This window comes from Catenulispora subtropica (assembly GCF_039531675.1).
Lineage (GTDB): Bacteria > Actinomycetota > Actinomycetes > Streptomycetales > Catenulisporaceae > Catenulispora > Catenulispora subtropica.
Window position 1 is genome coordinate 33,695 of record NZ_BAAAQM010000040.1, and the last position, 16,789, is coordinate 50,483.

Sequence of the window (16,789 nt, forward strand, 5' to 3'; positions counted from 1 at the left end):
GCGGTTAAGTTGAAGCCTCACCTGCTTCAGCGCACGGCCGACGCAGATATGAGCACCATTTACTTAACTGTTCATCACCTCCGACGCAGGAGAGTTCGATGAGAGTACGTTCCAGATCCGTGACCGGATCGCTGGCCGCGCTGGCAGCCGCCCTGCTCGTCGCGACCGCCTGGTTCGCCGCGGTGGCGCCGCGGGCGAAGGCGGCCGGCCCCGGCTTCGTCCAGCGGTGCGGGATCCATTTCTGCGTGAACGGGCAGACGGTGTACTTCGCCGGTGCGAACTCCTACGACTTGTTCACATACGGCAGCGGTTCGGGTGACACCGAGACGCAGTACATGGACAAGGCCGGGATCGACGCGCAGATGGCGAACATGGCCGCCGACGGGGTGACCGTGGTGCGCACATGGATGTTCTCGCACGAGTCCTGGCACGGCTTCGAGCCGTCGAAGGGCCAGATGAACGAGCAGGAGTGGTCGGAGTTCGACTACATCCTGTACTCGGCGGCCCAGCACGGGCTGCGCGTCATACCGACGATCGAGAACTACTGGTCGGCGTATGGCGGCATCGGGCAGCTGCTCAACTGGGAGGGTCTGTCCAGCGGCGATCCCGCGAACGGCCAGTTCTTCGACGCGAGCAAATGCGCCGGCTGCCTGGCCGACTACGAGTACGAGGTCGACTACGCGCTCAACCGCGTGAACCACTACACCGGCGTGGCGTACAAGAACGATCCCACGATCTTCTCGTGGGAATTGATGAACGAGCCCCGGCACCAGAACCAGACCCCGAACGACGACACCACCGGAACCGTGTTCCGGCAGTGGGAGGACGCGGTCGGCGCGCACATCAAGAGCATCGACGGCAACCACATGGTCGACAACGGGATCGAGGGCCAGGGCACGTCCTACGGCTACGGCTCCGACAACGGCGTGCCGTACGTCTACGAGTGCCAGTCGCCGTACATCGACTTCTGCTCGGCGCACGTCTATCCCACCGAGTCCTGGGCGAACCTGTCGGTCTCGGCGACCCAGAGCCTGATCGCGAAGTACATCACCGACGCTCACAATTCCGCCGGCAAGCCGATGTTCCTCGGCGAGTTCAACACCAGCAGCAGCACCAGAAGCACGTACTGGCCGGCGATCTACAGCACCATCGAGACCGACGGCGGCGACGCCGACGCCTTCTGGTGGTACGAGAACAGCAGCAAGGACGGGACGTACGGCGTGCTGCACGGTGACCCCGTGCTGGCCACCTTCACCGCGCACTCGAACGCGGACAAGGCGAAGAGCGGGAGCGGCGGACCCACGACGACGCCGTCCACGACGCCTTCGACCACGCCTTCCACGACGCCTTCCACCACGCCTTCCACCACGCCCTCGACGACCCCGTCGACCACGCCGAGCACCACCCCGTCGACCACGCCCTCGACACCGCCGTCCGGCTCCTGCCGCGTCGCCTACCAGCTCAGCGACTGGGGCACGACCTTCAACGGCAGCGTCACGATGTACAACACCGGCGCCACGGCGATCAACGGCTGGACCCTGAAGTTCGCCTTCCCCGGCCCGCAGACCATCACCAACGCCTGGAACGCGGTGACCACACAGAACGGCCAGCAGGTCACGGCGGTCAACCCCGCCTCCTACGACATCACCATCCCGGCCGGCGGCAGTCTGAACTTCGGCTTCAGCGCCACCTCGACCCCCGGCACGAACGGTGTCCCGGCGACGTTCACGCTCAACGGGATGGTCTGTTCGCAGTAATCCCCTTCCGCGCCGGTGCCGCGCTGACGCAGAGCGCGGCACCGGCTTCCACCACAATGCCAGCCTGGAACACCAAAAGCTCGCCCCGGACCGGATACCGGCCGGGGCGAGCCTGCTATGTAATAAGAGATCAGGAGGAAAGCAGCTGGTTCGCGCTCCTCAGCACCAAGGGGGACGCGAAGGCCTCCGGGTCCACCTCCGCAGCCGTCGCGATCGTGAAGACGGCCGTCCGGCCTGGTAGCAGGGTGAGAAGCATGTCGTCCACGACCGCGTCCGGCGCGACGCGGTCAGCGAGAACGGCGAGGTCGCGGACGACAACCGCTCCCGCCGTGACGGTGACCTGATACCCGCCGGCGACCGCCTCGGCCTTCACCGCGAGATCGGCCGCCGGCAGCCGAGACTCGACGTCCTCCGCGTAGAACCAGAACGCCTCTTCTCCCCCACCCTCCGCGACCAGCAACTCATCACGGACCTCGCCGGCCACGGCGACGTCGTGGGGTATCGGCAGCTCGACGGTCGAACGAGCCGCGACATTCATACTCAGCGCCGCCGAGTCCAGCACCGACCCGTCGAAACCCCGGCGTGTCACCATGACCCCGCCCGTCCACGCCTCGTCACTGTCATTCACCGCCACCAACGCCAACCCTCCGGCGCGTGGCTGGAACGTCAGCAGGCGATCGGCGAAGCTGCGCCGCATGGCGTACCACAGGGGTTTGCGACGTCCGTCGCCGTCGATCGCGGCCCAGGACGTCACCGGCCACATGTCGTTGAGCTGCCACAGCACTGTGCCGCTGCACAGGGCGCCGAGGGAGCGGAAGTGGTCGATCCCGAGGGAGATGGCACGAGCCTGGTTCAGGGAGGTCGCCCAGTGCCAGTCCTCGAACGTCCGCGGCCGCGGCAGGTGCGGGGCCAGGCCGCGCTCCAGCTTGCCGTTGCCGTCCTCGGCCTTCTGGTGAACCAGCATCGCCGGGGAGTCGGGACGGCGCGGTTCGTCGTGGATGGCCCGCGTCAGGGTCGCCCACGTAGGCGGGCCCTGGAAGCCGAACTCGGAGACGAAGCGCGGACGATAGTCGCGGTAGGTCGTGTAGTCCTCGCGGTTCCACACCTCCCAGATGTGCATGGTCCCGTGCGCGGGGTCGTTGGGGTGCACACCCGGGGTGAAGGAGTACGGGCTGCCCGCGCTGTAGGGCCGGGTCGGGTCCAACTCGGCGACGATCGCCGGCAGGATCTCGGTGTAGTAGCCCCAGCCCCAGGTCCGGTCGCCGATCAGCGGTTTCCAGTCCCAGTCCTCGTAGCCCCAGATGTTCTCGTTGCAGCCGTTCCACAGGATCAGGCTCGGATGCGGCGTCAGTCGGGTGACGGCCTCCCGCGCCTCGGCGATCACCTCACCGCGCAGCGGCTCCTCCTCGGCATAGCCGCCGCACGCGAACAGGAAGTCCTGCCAGACCAGCAGTCCCAGTCGGTCGCAGAGGTCGTAGAAGTCCTCGCTCTCATAGATGCCGCCGCCCCAGATCCGGACCAGGTTGACGTTGGCGTCTCGGGCCTGCGTCAAGCGCTCGGCCAGGCGGGCGCGCGTGATCCGCGACGGGAACGCGTCGTCCGGGATCCAGTTCACACCGCGCGCGAAGACCGGCCGGCCGTTGACCGACAGCGTGAACGGCGTGCCGTCGGCATCGGGCTCGACGTCCAGCGCGACGGTGCGGAACCCGACGCGCCCGGCCCACGTATCAAGACTCTGCGCGGCATCGGACAAGGTCACCTCCACGTCGTACAGCGGCTGCTCTCCATAGCCGACCGGCCACCACAGGCGGACGTCCGGTACCCGCAGCTTCACCACCGCCGACGTCTCCCCCGCCGGAATCGTTACCGGAAGTGAGACCCCGGCGGCCTCGGCCAGGACGGTCAGCTCGGAGTCCGAGCCCGATGCGCGCTGGACGTCGACGTGGACGGTCAGCGTCCCCACGTTCCCGTCGACGGCAACCAGCGGCCGGACCGCGGCGATCCGTGCCCCGTTCCACGCCTCCAGCTCCAGCGGCCGCCAGATCCCCGACGTCGCCACATCCGGTCCCCAGTCCCAGCCATAGCTGCACGCCATCTTCCGGATCGCGTTGAACGGGTGGGTGTTGACCTGTGGCAGCTCACCGAGTTCGGCGCTGAACCGCTCGGCGGCCGGCACCGGCGCGGCGAAGGTGACGGCCAGTTCGTTCCGGCCCGGCCGCACGACGCCGGCCACGGGGATCCGGTACGACCGGTGCATGTTGCGCGTAGCCGCGACCACACGCCCGTTGACCTCGATCTCCGCGACAGTGTCCAGTCCGTGCGCGACCAGGTCGAGTTCACCGGCGACCTCGCCGTCGACGTGGAACTCCGCCTCATAGCGCCAGTCGGTGCGCCCGATCCAGTGCAGGAGGGCCTCGTTCGCGTCGAGGTACGGGTCCGGAATCAGGTCCGCGGCCAGCAGATCCAGGTGGACGCACCCGGGCACGGTCGCCGGCACGCGTCGCGCGGCGAGGTGCGGTGGCGCGTCACCGCCGACGGCGCGAACGGTCCACCCGGCGGGCGTGGTGACGTGCATGAGAGCTCGAACCTTCCATTGATCTGTATCTGTCGGCTGATTCGCGGGCGTCACTTGGTGGCGCCGGAGGTGAAGCCGTTGTAGATGAAGCGCTGGAGGAACAAGAAGATCAGGAGCGTCGGGACGATGACCAGAACCGCGCCGGCCGAGATGTCCTCCCAGTGCGCCCCGAACGGGCCCTTGAACCGGAACAGCGACGTCGAGATCGTGCCCATGTTCTCCGAGGGCATGTAGAGGAACGGCGTGTAGAAGTCGTTGTAGACGGCGACGCCCTTGACGATCACGACCGTGGCGATCGCGGGCCGCAGCAGCGGCAGGATCACCGTCCAGTAGATCCGCAGCGACGAGGCTCCGTCGAGCCGGGCCGCCTCGTCCAGCGAGGTCGGGATGCCGCGGATGAACTGCAGGAAGATGTAGATCGCGATGATGTCGGTGCCCATGAACAAGGCGACCGGCGCCCACCGCGTGTCGAACAGCCCCAGGTTGTTGACCACCTGGAACGTCGCGACCTGGGTGGTGACGCTGGGCACCAGGGTGGCGACCAGGAACATCACCACCACGGCCTTCTTGAGCCGGAACTGGAAACGGTCGATGGCGTAGGCGGCCATCGAGCCGATCAGGACCGTCCCGGCCACGGAGAACACCAAGATGAAGGCGGTGTTGAACAGCGCCTGCAGCATGTGCCCGTCGGAGAAGGCGGTTCCGAAGTTCTTGAGATTGAGCGGGTTGTGCGGCAACGACAACGGGCTGCCGGTGGCGACTTCCTTGTCCGTCTTCAACGACGTGAACAGAATCGCGACCAGCGGCAGCAGCATCAGCACGCTGGCAGCGATCAGCGAGGCGTACTTGCCCGTGCTCAGCGCCAGGCCCAGGCGGCTGCGACGACGGCGCGGGCCGCGCGCGCCGACAGTGGTGCCGTGCCGGGACACGGCGGGACGGACACGATGCGTGGACAGGCTCATACCAGGTCGACCTTGTCGCTCGGGAGGAGGGCACGCTGGATCCAGGTGATGATCAGGATGAGCACCAGCAGGACCACCGCTGAGGCCGACGCGAGTCCGACCTTGTTGAAGTTGAAGGCGAGTTTGATGGTCTGGATCACGAAGGTCTTCGTGTCACCGGCGCCGCCGGTCATGATGAACGGGATCTCGAACACCGCCAGCGAACCGGAGATCGCCAGAATCAGGCTCAGCCCGAGGATCGGGCGGATCCCGGGCACGATCAGATGCCGGAACTGGTGCCAGCGGTTCGCGCCGTCCAGCTCGGCGGCCTCGTACAGCTCGCCGGGTATGGACTGGATCGCCCCGAGGAAGAGCACGAAGTTCAGGCCCATGTAGCGCCACACCGACACCGACGCCAGCGACCAGTTCGCCAGCTTCGGATCGCCGAGCCACAGGTGTCTGCCGTGCGAACCGAAGGCCTGCACCACATGGTCCAGGACTCCGTCGGGCTGGAAGAAGTAGAGGAAGACGAAGCCGATCGCGACGCCGTTGATGAGGTAGGGGAAGAACAGGATCCCCTTGAAGAGGTTCCTGAACCTCGTGCTGAAGCTGAGGATCGTCGCGAAGTACAGCGCCAGCGCCATCTGCACCAGCGAGGCGGCCATGTAGTACAGGCTGACGTAGAAGACGTGGAACAACTCCGGCCGCTCGAACAGCTCCGTGTAGTTCTTCGTTCCGACCCACTGCTTGTCGGGGCCGAAGCCGTCCCAGTTCGTGAAGCTGTAGTAGACCAGGTTCACCACCGGGACGAAGGTGAAGGTGATCAGGAAGGCCAACGGGACGGCCAGGAACAGCCAGGGCGTCAGCCGCGGGACCACCGAGGCGGTCCACCGGCGGCGGTTCCCGGTCGGGCCCGTCCGGCGGGTCGGGCCGTACCGCGGCCGGCGACCCGCGGCCGGGGCGGCACTGCGCTCATCGATCATGATCGTCCTCTTGTCCCGTCGACTTTGCTGGGGTGCTGCACAGGTGTCCCGCGGACGGACGGCGCCGGTCGCGCCGTCCGCCGCGCGGGCTGCGTGGTGCCGGTCAGGAGCCCGCGGTCTTCACCGCTTCGCTCCACTTCTTGTTCAGGTCGGCGAAGTCGGACTCCAGCGAGCCCGAGGCCGCTCCGCGGGCCAGGTCGATGATGTGCTGCCGGTAGTCCGGCTTCGTCAGGCCGATCTCGGAGGCGTCGTCGATGGTGTTCACCGTGGCGGTCTTCGCCTGCGACAACTCGATCATGTTGACTCCGGCGTTCTGGAACGGCTGGAGCGCGGCGGGGAGGGCCGCGGACTTCAGGGTCGGGACGTCACCCTGGTCCTGGGCGTAGGTGGACTTGTCCACGAACCAGTCGACCCAGGCCCGGGCGGCGTCCTTGTGCGCGGAGTGGATGCTGACCGCGAGCTGGTAGTCCGGGCCGGCCACCGTGCAGAACTTGCCGTTGGGCTGGGCGGGGAACGGCATGAAGCCGATGTCGTCCGCCTTCCCGCCGGCGGCCGTGGCCGCGGCCTGCATCTGCGAGACGGCCCAGGAACCCAGCCACATCGTGCCGATCTGGCCGGTGCCGAGCAGGGACTTGCTCTTCTCCCAGTTGGTGGTGGTCGGGTCGGCCTCGGAGTAGCCGCGCTTGACCACGTCGTACATCAGCGTGTCGATGGTGTTCAGTTCGGTGCCGGCCGCCCACGGCGCCTGGCTGGACGCCAGAGCGTCGCCGGCGTCGACATCGCACGAGGCGGCACCGAGCGCGTCCTGCCACTTGGTGATCGGCCAGCCGTCCTTGTAGTTCGTGTAGTACGGAATGGCGCCGGTCTTGGCCTTGATCTGGCCCAGGTCGGCCAGGAACTCGTCGGGGCTCTTCGGCCAGTCGGTGATCCCGGCCTTGGCCCACACCGCCTTGTTGTAGACGAAGCCGACGGCGTTGCCGTTCTGCGCCAGGCCGTAGACCTCGCCGTTCACCGTGGCCTTGGAGACGAAGCGGTACTTCTGCCCCAGCGCGGTGGCCGAGCCCAGGTCGGCGAAGAACCGGGGGTACTCGGCCTGGCCCAGCGCGTTGGGGATCAGCAGGACGTCGCCGTAGTCCGACGAGCTCATGCGGATCTTGACGTCGCCCTCGTAGTCCGTGTGCCCCTCGAACTTGACCGTCACGTTCGGGTAGACCTGGTTGAACTGGTCCGCGTACTTCTTGAGCGTGCCGTCCTTGACCAGGTCCGTGCGGTTGGTCAGCACGGTGATGGTGCCGCTGACCTTGGCCGGGTCCGCCGGTGCCGCGGCCGCGCCGCCGGAGCCGCCGGACGGCGAGTGGCTCGTCGCGTTCGAGCAGCCGGCCGCCGCGAGGACCAGCCCCGCCGCCAGCATGCCCGTCCATCGCTTGGTGTTCATCGTCGTTCTCTCCCGCCTCGGGGATGGACCTCACAGGGAAACGAAACGTGCCAGCAACCCCGCGTTCAGTTACCCGGTTAAGTTGATGGCTCTCGGTAGATTAGGGTCCGGCCCGGAGTCGGTCAATGCCCCCGTGAAGCGCCGATACGGTTTCGTTACGCCCCGGAAACCAGCGGGACCGCGTAGCCGGAACCTCCGACGCCCTCATCTGCCTCGAAGGTAACAGGAGGCGGATCAGGCGCAAAGATCGAGGAAGGCCGTGCACCTGGCGGACGCCGCGGTGGACCGAGAAGTGAACGCACTGAACTCGTTCAGGCAGCCCGGGACGCCAAGAAGGCCGGAGGGCATCGACCCGCGCATGTGTCAGGCGGGCTTGCGTCGTTGACAGGCAGGAACCACGTCCCTACAGTGAGGCCGCTTACCCGATTCACCCACTGTCCTCGAGCCCCGGCCGACCGCCGGACCCGGCTCGGGGCCGGAGTAGATCGCCCCGTCGCCCTTCGGGAGCCTCCCCGCAACGATGGCGCCTTTTGGCGTGCGCGACCGCAGCAGGACTGGCCCGCGCGCCGTCCCAAGCCCGAACAACCGGCGTCGACCTGAACGGCGTGCGGTCCGGCGGATCCGCGTTCCACCGCTTGCGGGGCCGCGTCCGCCGTCGGACGCGGCCCCGCTCGCCGGGCCCCGGACGAACCCCTCAATCCGTCCGGGGCCCGGCGGTCACGCGACGACGGCGTGGTGCTCCCGCGTCGCGGCCTCCAGTCCGAGCGCGGCCGCGCCGAGCAGACCGGCCTCGGCACCCAGCGTGCTGGCCCGGACCCGGACCCGCCGGATGAACTCCAGTCCGGCGATCGCGGCCATCCCGGCGCGGATCGGATCCAGCAGCAGGTCGGCGGCACCGTTGACGACGCCGCCGCCGAGCACCACCTCGTCGAGTTCGACCAGCGCCGCCGCGCAGACGATGGCCGCGGCGACCGCCCGGGCACCGCGCTCGAAGGCCGCGCGGGCCACCGGGTCGCCGGCGCGGGCGTCGGTGGCCAGGCCGGCGCCGTCCGCGCCGGATCCGGGCGTCCACCCCTGCTCGCGGGCCCACCGGACCATGGACGGTCCACTCGCGTAGACCTCGACACAGCCCCGGCCCCCACACGGGCAGCGCGGCCCGTCGGGGTCCACGGTGATGTGGCCGATGTGTCCGGCGCTGCCCGTCGGGCCGGTCTGGACACGTCCGTCCAGGACGACGCCGCCACCGACACCGGTGGAGACGACCATGCCGAGCAGTGCGCGGACCTCCCCCTCGCCTCGCCAGTACTCCCCCAGCGCCATGCACTGGCCGTCGCCCGCGAGCGCCACCGGGACGCCGGGAACCGCTGCTCGGAGCGTCGCGACGATCGGGTAGCCCCGCCAGGCCGGGATGTTCACCGGGCTGACGGTGCCGGCGACCACGTCCAGCGGGCCCGCCGATCCGATCCCGACCGCGGCGACACCGCCGGCGGCGTCCAGGTCGGCGACCGCGCGCACGACAGCGTCGGCGACCAGGTCCGCGTCCCGGCCGCCGGGGGTCGGCACGGAGGACCCGCGCAGGATCCGGCCGTCCTCCGCGACCAGCGCGGCCGCGATCTTGGTCCCGCCCACGTCGACCGCCAGCACCGGCCTGGTGCCGCCGCCTACCGCCCCGAAGCGGCGGAAGGCGGCGGCACCAGGGGAAGCAGACCGACTCACCGCACACTCCTCACGTCACTGAACCGGGTAAGCAAGCTCGACCCTAGGCAGGCCCCCGACCGGTGTCAACAGCCGGCGCCCGAAGCTTCGGCCTGTCCCACCACCTGGGATAGAGTCGAGTACATACCTTGCTCGGCCGTGGTGAGGACCGGGTATGGTGTCCCATGCCTGCCGTGGACCGCGTCGGCCAGGTTCCCGCTTAACCGGATGAGGCCAATCGCGGCACCAGTCGAGGGAGTGGGGAGGAGCGCCGGTGAAGCGACCCACGATGGCGGACATCGCGCGACGCGCGGGAGTGTCGAAGGTGGCGGTCTCCTACGCCCTGAACGGGCAGAGCGGTGTCTCCGACGCCACCCGGCAGCGGATCATGGCCATCGCCGAGGAGATCGGCTGGAACCCGAACTCCGCCGCCCGCGCCCTGTCCGGAGCCCCGACCCACACCATCGGCATGGCCCTGCGCAGGCCGGCCCGCACTCTGGGCGCCGAGCCCTTCTTCATGGAGCTGATCAGCGGAGTGGAGGCGGAGCTGGCCTCCCGCTCCTACGCGCTGACCCTGCAGGTCGTCGCCGACCAGGACGCCGAGATCGCGGTCTACAAGCGCTGGTGGAGCGAGCGGCGCGTGGACGGCGTCCTGGTCTGCGATCTGCGCCTGGACGACCCCCGGATCCCCGTGCTGGAGGAACTCGGCCTGGCCGCGGTCGTGATCGGCGCGAGCGAGGGCTCCGGCAGCCTGCCGAGCGTCTGGTCCAGCGACGCCTCGGCGATCGAGGAAGCCGTCGAGTACCTGGCCGCCCTCGGCCACCGCGGCATCGCCCGCGTGAGCGGCATGCCCGAACTCCTCCACACCGCGGTCCGCACCGAAGCCTTCGACGCCGTGTGCCGGCGACTCGACCTCGAACCGGCGGTCACCGTCCCGACCGACTACTCCGGCGAAGACAGCGCCCGCGCCACCCGCCGCCTCCTCATGACCCGCAACCGCCCCACAGCGATCCTCTACGACAACGACGTCATGGCCATCGCGGGCCTGGCCGTCGCGGGCGAGATGGGCTTCTCCGTCCCCGAAGACCTCTCCATCGTCGCCTGGGACGACTCGGTCCTGAGCCAGCTGGTCCGCCCCGCCCTGACCGCGATGTCCCGCGACATCCCCGCCTACGGCGGCCACGCCGCCCGCATGCTCCTCGACATCGTCAACGGCGAACCGGCCGATTCCCTGGAAGACGAACCCGCCCACCTGATCCCCCGCGGCAGCACCGCGCGCCCGAAGACTGTCGGCCGGTGACCTGCCGCCGGTGACCTGCCGGGCGCTTCTCCAGGGCGAAGGACCGGGAGCAGCCAAGCCTGGGCCGGCTGTTCGACGATCGCGGGCCTGACCGCTTCGGCCGCGTGCCGTGACTCCCGGGTCAGGCGGCCGCCTCCCGGGCGGAGCCTCCGGCCGAACCCGCGGTCAGCGCCCGGCCCAGCATCGACCGCAGCCCCGCCATGGCCGGCGGTACGGCCGCCGGGCGGCGATGGACCACGGCCACTTCCCGCGCCAGGCGGGTGCCGGTCAGGGGCAGCAGCACGACCGATCGCGGCCGGGGCATCATGCCGATCATGCCCGGGACGACGGCGACGCCGACGCCCGCGGCGACCAGGCCGAGCATCGCCTGGTAGTCGTTGGTCTCGGACACCACACGCGGCCGGAAACGGGCTCGGCGGCAGGCCTCCTGCAGTGCGTCCCGGCACATGGAGGGGCCGGGAACGATCCAGTCCTCCGCCGCCAGCCGGGCCAGCGGGAGAGAGCCGGTCGCCGTCGCGAGCGGGCTGTCCGCGCGGACGGCGGCCGCCATGGCGTCCAGGCCCAGAGATTCCCAGCCGAGGCGGGAGTCGCGGGGCAGCCCGAGCAGGGGATAGTCGTAGACGACCGCGAGGTCCACGTCGCCGGCGAGCAGGCGTGGCACCCCGACCGGAGGGTCGGCTTCGGACATCGCGACGCTGACACCCGGGTACGTGGTCCGGAACTCGCCGATGGCGGACGGGGCGAAGGTCGCGGCGGCGCTGGGGAAGACCACCATGCGCACTTGGCCGGAGGCCGAGGTCGCGAGGGCGGTCAGCTCTCGGCGGGCGTCGTCCAGTCCGGTCAGCAGGGTGTCCACGTGGCGGAGGAACACCTCGCCGGCGGCGGTGAGGCGCACCTGCCGGGAGGTCCGTTCCAGAAGCGGGAAGCCCAGCTCCTTCTCCAGCCTGGCCACGTGCTGCGACACGGCGGGCTGGCTGATGTTCAGCAACGTCGCCGCCTGGGTGAACGAACGCTTGCCGGCCACCTCGCGGAAAACCTTCAGGCGGGTGGTGTCGATGCCTGCGATCACATTGTCACCGTAGTAGGGGACGCGCCCTGCGACCAGGGCGCGTCACAGTGTTCTGTGAGTCGTAAGATCCGTTTACAGGGCGGCGAAGTACTGGTTGGAGCCGCCGTTGTAGTACCAGACGTCGATGCTCGCTCCCGCCCACGGGCTGGCGCCGTTGACGTCCAGGTAGAGGCCGCTCCACGGGTTGGCGATGGTCCAGGCCGAGACCGAGGACGGGTTCAGCCCGGTGGTCCAGCGCTGCCCCAGTCCGCCGTTGCAGGGCAGCTGCACGACCGGGTCGCCCGCGACCCCGTCGGTGGTCAGGCACTGGCCGCTGTTGCCGTTGACGATCTCGTAGGTGTTGCCTCCGAACGAGTAGAAGCTCCACACCTGGTTCGCGCCGCCGTTGGCGTACCACTGGATCACGCCGGCGCCGGGGCTCTGGCTGGCGCCGTTGACGTCCAGCAGAAGCCCGAAGCTGGAGTTGGGCGTGATGTGGATCGTGAAGTTGGTGTCAGCCGACGCACTTCCAGCGCTGGTGGCCACCAGGCCCGCGGTCGCGGCCAAGGCCGCCGCGGCGCCGATGACGCGACGGGTGCGGGCGCGGCGGGTCTTGGTCTGGCTCATGTCTGGCTCCCGAAGGTTATTGCGGTCCCCCCTGTGGTGACTGCAATAACATGAGCCGGCAGTCGGCACTGTCGTACCGATAAGTTCGCGCTTATGATCACGGGCCGCGCCAGCCCGTCAGCTCCCGCCAAGGGCTGGGTCAGGCCAGGGACAGGAACAGCTTCTCCATCTTGGCCAGATCCGCCGCCCGTTCCTCGCCTTCGCCGGACAGGCACTGCTCCAGACCGCTGGCGATGACCTTGAACCCGGCCTTGTCCAGGGCCCGGGACACGGCGGCGAGCTGAGTGACCACATCGGCGCAGTCCCGGCCGGCCTCCAGCATGGCGATCACCCCGCGGATCTGACCCTCGGCGCGGCGCAGCCGCTTGACCACGTCGCTGACGGCGTCTTCCTGTACCTGCATGGCTTCCTCTTCAGTCGATTCCAGATGGCCGGGCGGCTCAGACGATGTCGATGTCCACCGAAGGCGGCTGGTGCAGGCTGTTGTGAACCGTGCACTTGGACACGACGGCCTCCAGCGCGGCCCGGCGTTCGGCCGGAAGGCTCGGCGCGGTGACGGTCAGCCGTACCGAGCTGACGCGGGCCGGACGCGCGGTCGCCATGGTGAACTCGGCGGCCACCCCCAGGCCGGTGCGGTCGAGGTGGTGCCGGTCCAGATACCGCCCGGCGTAGAAGGCGACACAGGACGCCAGAGACGCGACGAAGAGCTCCGTCGGAGTAGGCGCGGTGTCGCTCCCGCCGGCCTCGGTCGGCTGGTCCACCAGGACCGTGTGGCCGCGCACGCCGATCGCGTAACGCTCGCCGTCCAGGTAGTCCACCGTCATCGCCTGCGGCGGACCGGCCGGATCGCCGCCGTCGGCGTGGACTCGGGTGTTCGGGGTGGCCGAGGTGGTCATGGCGTCCTCCAGGAAACCGGTACCGGTAGGGGTATCCATGAGAACACTCGGCAGGTCGCGCTTCTTCCTTCCTCACACGCCGGTACTCGCCGGTCGCGGGCCGATGCCGCCGAGCAGGTACGACGCTTCGACGCGGAGCGAAGGCGCGAGACGGATCTCCGCGACGTCTTGGTCCATCAGCGCGCCGGCGCCCGCTCACCGGCCCGTGGTGCCGGGATGATCCCGGCTCCGGCCAGGTGGGCATGGGCGAACGCGATGGCCTCCGGCGTGGTGGTGAACACGTGTCCGGCCTCACGCAGCTCGTCGAGCGTGCCGAGGGCGTCCAGCGGACGGCGGTGCTCGGGCCGTACGCCTGATACGAGCACCAGTACGCCACGCTTGGTGAGTCTGTCGACGGCATCGGCCAGGACGCGGGCCCCGGAGGAGTCGATGACGCTGATCCGCGACATGCGCAGGATCACCACCTTCACCTCGGCGGCCTCGGTGAGCTCGAGCAGGAACCGGTGCGCGGCGGCGAACAGCAGCGGGCCGTCCAGGCGGTAGGCGACGATGTGCTCGCCGAGCAGTGCCTGTTCTTCGGCGTGGTGGTCGGCCGGAGGCAGGTCGGCGTGCAGCGGCACCTGTTCCAGCCGGGCCGCGGTCGACACCTTCGCCACGGCGACGGCCGCCGCGACCACCATGCCCACGATCACGGCGTTGACCAGGGTGGAGACCAGGGTGACGGTCGCGGTCAGCACGAGCGTCAGGGTCTCGCCGCGGCCGGACTCGGCCAGGGCCCTGATGGATCCGACCTCGACCATGCGGACCGCGGTGGCGATCAGCACGCCGGCCAGGGCGGCGCGCGGGATGTGGGCCACCAGCGGCGCGGCGGCGAACACGATCAGCGCCAGGATCGCGGCGTGCACGAGCGCGGCCAGCCGGGAGGCGGCACCGGTGCGGACGTTGACGGCGGTGCGGGCGATCGCGCCGGTTGCGGCGACACCGCCGAACAGCGGAGCGGCGATGTTGGCCAGGCCCTGGCCGAACAGCTCCCGGTCGGAGTCGTGGCGCTCGGAGACGCTCATCGCGTCGGCGGCCGAGGCCGACATCAGCGACTCCAACGCGGCCAGGGCCGCCACCGCCAGCGCGGACGGCAGCAGCGCGCCCACGTGGGAGACCTCGAAGAACCCTGTCGAGGGAGCCGAGAGGCCCGAGGGCAGGTGCCCGATGGTCGCCGTCGACAGACCGAGCCCCCACACCGCCGCGGTCGCGGCGACCACGGCGAGCAGCGAGAACGGGATGGTCGGGCGCAGCCGGGATCCGAGCAGCATGACACCGGCGACGCCGACGGCGACCGCGATCGACGTGACGTGTGGGTGCCCGGCGAAGTCCCCGACGGCTTTCGCGGCGACCACCGCCGGGTTGCCCCCGGAGGCCGCCTTCACCCCCAGCGCGCCGGGGATCTGCTGCAGGCCGATGACCCCGGCGATGCCCAAGGTGAAACCCTCGATCACCGGCACCGGGACGTAGGACATGGCACGGCCGGCCCGTAGCAGGGACAGAGCGACGAGGACGACGCCGGCCATCAGCCCGACGGTCATGACCCCGTCGATGCCGTAGCTGTGCACGATGGGGACCAGCACCACCGTCATCGCCCCGGTGGGCCCGGTGACCTGGAGGTTGGAGCCGCCGAAGACCGCGGCCAGAGCGCCGGCGATCACGGCGGTGACCAGCCCGGCCTGGGCCCCGGCCCCGGAGGTGATGCCGAAGCCGAGCGCCAGCGGCAGGGCGACGACCGCGACGGTGAGGCCGGAGACGAGGTCGCGTCGCGGGGAGCGGCGCATCGTGCCGAGCGTCTCGGCACTGGGCAGGACGGCCTTGACCCTGCCCACGGCGACGTGGGCCAGGGACGCGGTGCTCACTTCGTGCCGCTCGTCGTCAAGTCGGCCTCACGCAGGTCCGCCAACAGATCCTGCTGGCCGGTGATCAGCTCGGTGAGGATCCGGCGGGCGGCCCGCAGCAGCTCGGCGACGTCCGGCCCGGCCAGGGAGTACACGACCGTATCGGCTTCCCGCACCGAGACGACGATCCCGGAGCGACGCAGCACCGCCAGCTGCTGGGACAGGTTGGACCGCTCGACCTCGATCTGGGCCAGCAGCTCCCGCACCGGCATCGGCCCGTCGGACAGCAGCTCCAGCACCCGAATGCGCACCGGGTGCCCGAGCATGCGGAAGAACTCCGCCTTGGCCTGGTACAAGGGCACCGTCACCGGCTTCACGAATTCGCCTCTTCCCTCTGCGAGCCGGCCCGCGGGATCACGACACCGGATTGGCGAGCCGCGTCGTACGCGGACTCCAGCTCATCCAGCGCCGCGGCTATACCCGGCAGATCGGCGGTGTCGGCGGCCCGGGCCAGACGCACCCGGGCATGCCCGACCCGAGCGATCAGCTCCTCGGCGAACTCCTGCGCCACTGCCACGACCAACCCTCATCTCAGTTGCCACTGCGCTGGCGCCGGCCCAGCCCCCGACAGGCGCGGCCGACCGCGAACACCGGAGCCGGGCACCCTCATCACCAGCCGTCGGGAGGCGAACCCGGTATCCGCACCGACCATCATGCCGTTACTTGAAGAAATCTTCAATTCGCCATATGACGCCGCCGCAAGACAGTCCGGGTGAACGCCTCACCCCTGTGGCTGAGATGGACCCGACCTCTAGGATCGGGCCTGCTCGGTGGGCCGGATGAGCAGCTCCGCGACGGCCACATGCCGGGGACGGGTCACGATGTAGCCGACCGTGTCGGCGACATCGTGGCTCTCGAGCCGGTCGATGTCGCCGAGCCGCGCGGCGAGCTGCTGCTGGATGACCGCCGGGTTGTGGCCGCGCAGTTCGGTGTCGACGCTGCCGGGCTCGACGACGGACACGCGGACGTGCCGGCCGGCCAGCTCCTGGCGCAGCGCCTCGCTGAAGGCGCCGACGCCGAACTTGGTGGCGCAGTACACAGCGGACATCCCGAAGGCGGTGCGGCCGGCGAGCGCGCCGATGTTCACGATGTCGGCGACTCGACGGGGCTGGTCGGAGGCTGCCTTGGCCAGGTGCGGGATCGCCGCGTGGGTGCAGAACATCAGGCCCAGCAGGTTGGTGTCGACCATCCGGCGCCAGTCGTCCAGGTCGGCGCCGGGAACCGGTCCGAGCAGCATCAGACCGGCGTTGTTGACCAGGATGTCCAGGCGCCCCAACTGCTCGACGGTCCGCTCGACGGCTTCCGCGGCGGCCCGGGCGTCGCTGACATCGGCGGGCAGGACCAGGGCCTTCCCGCCGATGTCCAAGATCTGTGCCGCCAGAGCCGTGAGCCGTTCCTCACGCCGGCCGACCAGCGCCAAGGACGCACCCCTGCGGACCAGCTCGGTGGCGGTGGCGCGGCCTATGCCGCTGGACGCCCCCGTGACCAGGGCGACGGTCCCTGCGAGTTGGGTCATGGTCCAAGTCTTCCCACGAGCGGTCCTGCGAGTCCGACGAGGCGGCCGACCCCACGGCCGTGTGGGTGGCCGGGCC

General features: G+C 69.8%; 15 protein-coding genes. 2 read left to right on the top strand and 13 right to left on the bottom strand.

Features of this window, described 5'->3' with window-relative positions; genetic code table 11:
- The first annotated feature begins 119 nt into the window (after positions 1–119).
- A complete protein-coding gene (locus tag ABD466_RS29135) occupies positions 120–1,757 on the top strand; it encodes a cellulose binding domain-containing protein (RefSeq protein WP_344660400.1) in 1,638 nt (545 codons plus the stop codon).
- A gap of 130 nt (positions 1,758–1,887) precedes the next feature.
- On the opposite strand, the gene ABD466_RS29140 is transcribed toward ABD466_RS29135, so the two are convergent.
- From ABD466_RS29140 to ABD466_RS29160, 5 genes are all read right to left on the bottom strand, one after another.
- Positions 1,888–4,332, bottom strand: a complete 2,445-nt coding sequence (locus ABD466_RS29140) for a glycoside hydrolase family 2 protein (RefSeq protein WP_344660401.1) — start codon at positions 4,330–4,332, stop codon at positions 1,888–1,890.
- Positions 4,333–4,382: 50 nt separating this feature from the next.
- The gene (locus tag ABD466_RS29145) at positions 4,383–5,294 is read right to left on the bottom strand and encodes a carbohydrate ABC transporter permease (RefSeq protein WP_425558771.1); all 912 of its coding nucleotides are present in this window, start codon (positions 5,292–5,294) and stop codon (positions 4,383–4,385) included.
- The gene (locus ABD466_RS29150) at positions 5,291–6,256 is read right to left on the bottom strand and encodes a carbohydrate ABC transporter permease (protein WP_344660402.1); all 966 of its coding nucleotides are present in this window, start codon (positions 6,254–6,256) and stop codon (positions 5,291–5,293) included. The genes ABD466_RS29145 and ABD466_RS29150 overlap by 4 nt, the downstream gene beginning before the upstream one ends.
- A 103-nt stretch (positions 6,257–6,359) precedes the next feature.
- Positions 6,360–7,691 carry an ABC transporter substrate-binding protein gene (locus tag ABD466_RS29155; RefSeq protein ID WP_344660403.1) on the bottom strand — a complete coding sequence of 444 codons (1,332 nt, stop codon included), beginning with the start codon at positions 7,689–7,691 and terminating at the stop codon, positions 6,360–6,362.
- Between the two features lie 717 nt (positions 7,692–8,408).
- Positions 8,409–9,407 carry an ROK family protein gene (locus tag ABD466_RS29160; RefSeq protein ID WP_344660404.1) on the bottom strand — a complete coding sequence of 333 codons (999 nt, stop codon included), beginning with the start codon at positions 9,405–9,407 and terminating at the stop codon, positions 8,409–8,411.
- 268 nt (positions 9,408–9,675) lie between these two features.
- On the opposite strand from ABD466_RS29160, the gene ABD466_RS29165 reads away from it, so the two are divergent.
- On the top strand, positions 9,676–10,686 hold the full coding sequence (locus ABD466_RS29165) for a LacI family DNA-binding transcriptional regulator (protein ID WP_344660449.1): 1,011 nt from the start codon (positions 9,676–9,678) through the stop codon (positions 10,684–10,686).
- Positions 10,687–10,807: 121 nt separating this feature from the next.
- Here ABD466_RS29165 and ABD466_RS29170 read toward each other — a convergent pair whose 3' ends face one another.
- From ABD466_RS29170 to ABD466_RS29205, 8 genes are all read right to left on the bottom strand, one after another.
- Positions 10,808–11,755, bottom strand: a complete 948-nt coding sequence (locus tag ABD466_RS29170) for a LysR family transcriptional regulator (RefSeq protein ID WP_344660405.1) — start codon at positions 11,753–11,755, stop codon at positions 10,808–10,810.
- A 72-nt stretch (positions 11,756–11,827) separates the two neighbouring features.
- Entirely contained in the window at positions 11,828–12,361 is a 534-nt protein-coding gene (locus ABD466_RS29175) for an RICIN domain-containing protein (RefSeq protein WP_344660406.1), read from the bottom strand.
- Between the two features lie 139 nt (positions 12,362–12,500).
- Positions 12,501–12,764 carry a metal-sensitive transcriptional regulator gene (locus tag ABD466_RS29180; protein WP_344660407.1) on the bottom strand — a complete coding sequence of 88 codons (264 nt, stop codon included), beginning with the start codon at positions 12,762–12,764 and terminating at the stop codon, positions 12,501–12,503.
- 37 nt (positions 12,765–12,801) lie between these two features.
- Positions 12,802–13,185: an OsmC family protein gene (locus ABD466_RS29185; protein WP_344660450.1), complete on the bottom strand. Its 384-nt coding sequence runs from the start codon at positions 13,183–13,185 to the stop codon at positions 12,802–12,804.
- Between the two features lie 248 nt (positions 13,186–13,433).
- Positions 13,434–15,080 (bottom strand): SulP family inorganic anion transporter, encoded by a 1,647-nt coding sequence (locus tag ABD466_RS29190; protein ID WP_344660451.1) that lies wholly within the window; start codon positions 15,078–15,080, stop codon positions 13,434–13,436.
- Positions 15,081–15,154: 74 nt separating this feature from the next.
- A complete protein-coding gene (locus tag ABD466_RS29195; protein WP_344660452.1) occupies positions 15,155–15,505 on the bottom strand; it encodes an ArsR/SmtB family transcription factor in 351 nt (116 codons plus the stop codon).
- Positions 15,506–15,510: 5 nt separating this feature from the next.
- On the bottom strand, positions 15,511–15,714 hold the full coding sequence (locus tag ABD466_RS29200) for a hypothetical protein (protein WP_344660408.1): 204 nt from the start codon (positions 15,712–15,714) through the stop codon (positions 15,511–15,513).
- Positions 15,715–15,948: 234 nt separating this feature from the next.
- Entirely contained in the window at positions 15,949–16,713 is a 765-nt protein-coding gene (locus ABD466_RS29205; protein ID WP_344660409.1) for an SDR family NAD(P)-dependent oxidoreductase, read from the bottom strand.
- Between the last annotated feature and the right edge of the window lie 76 nt (positions 16,714–16,789).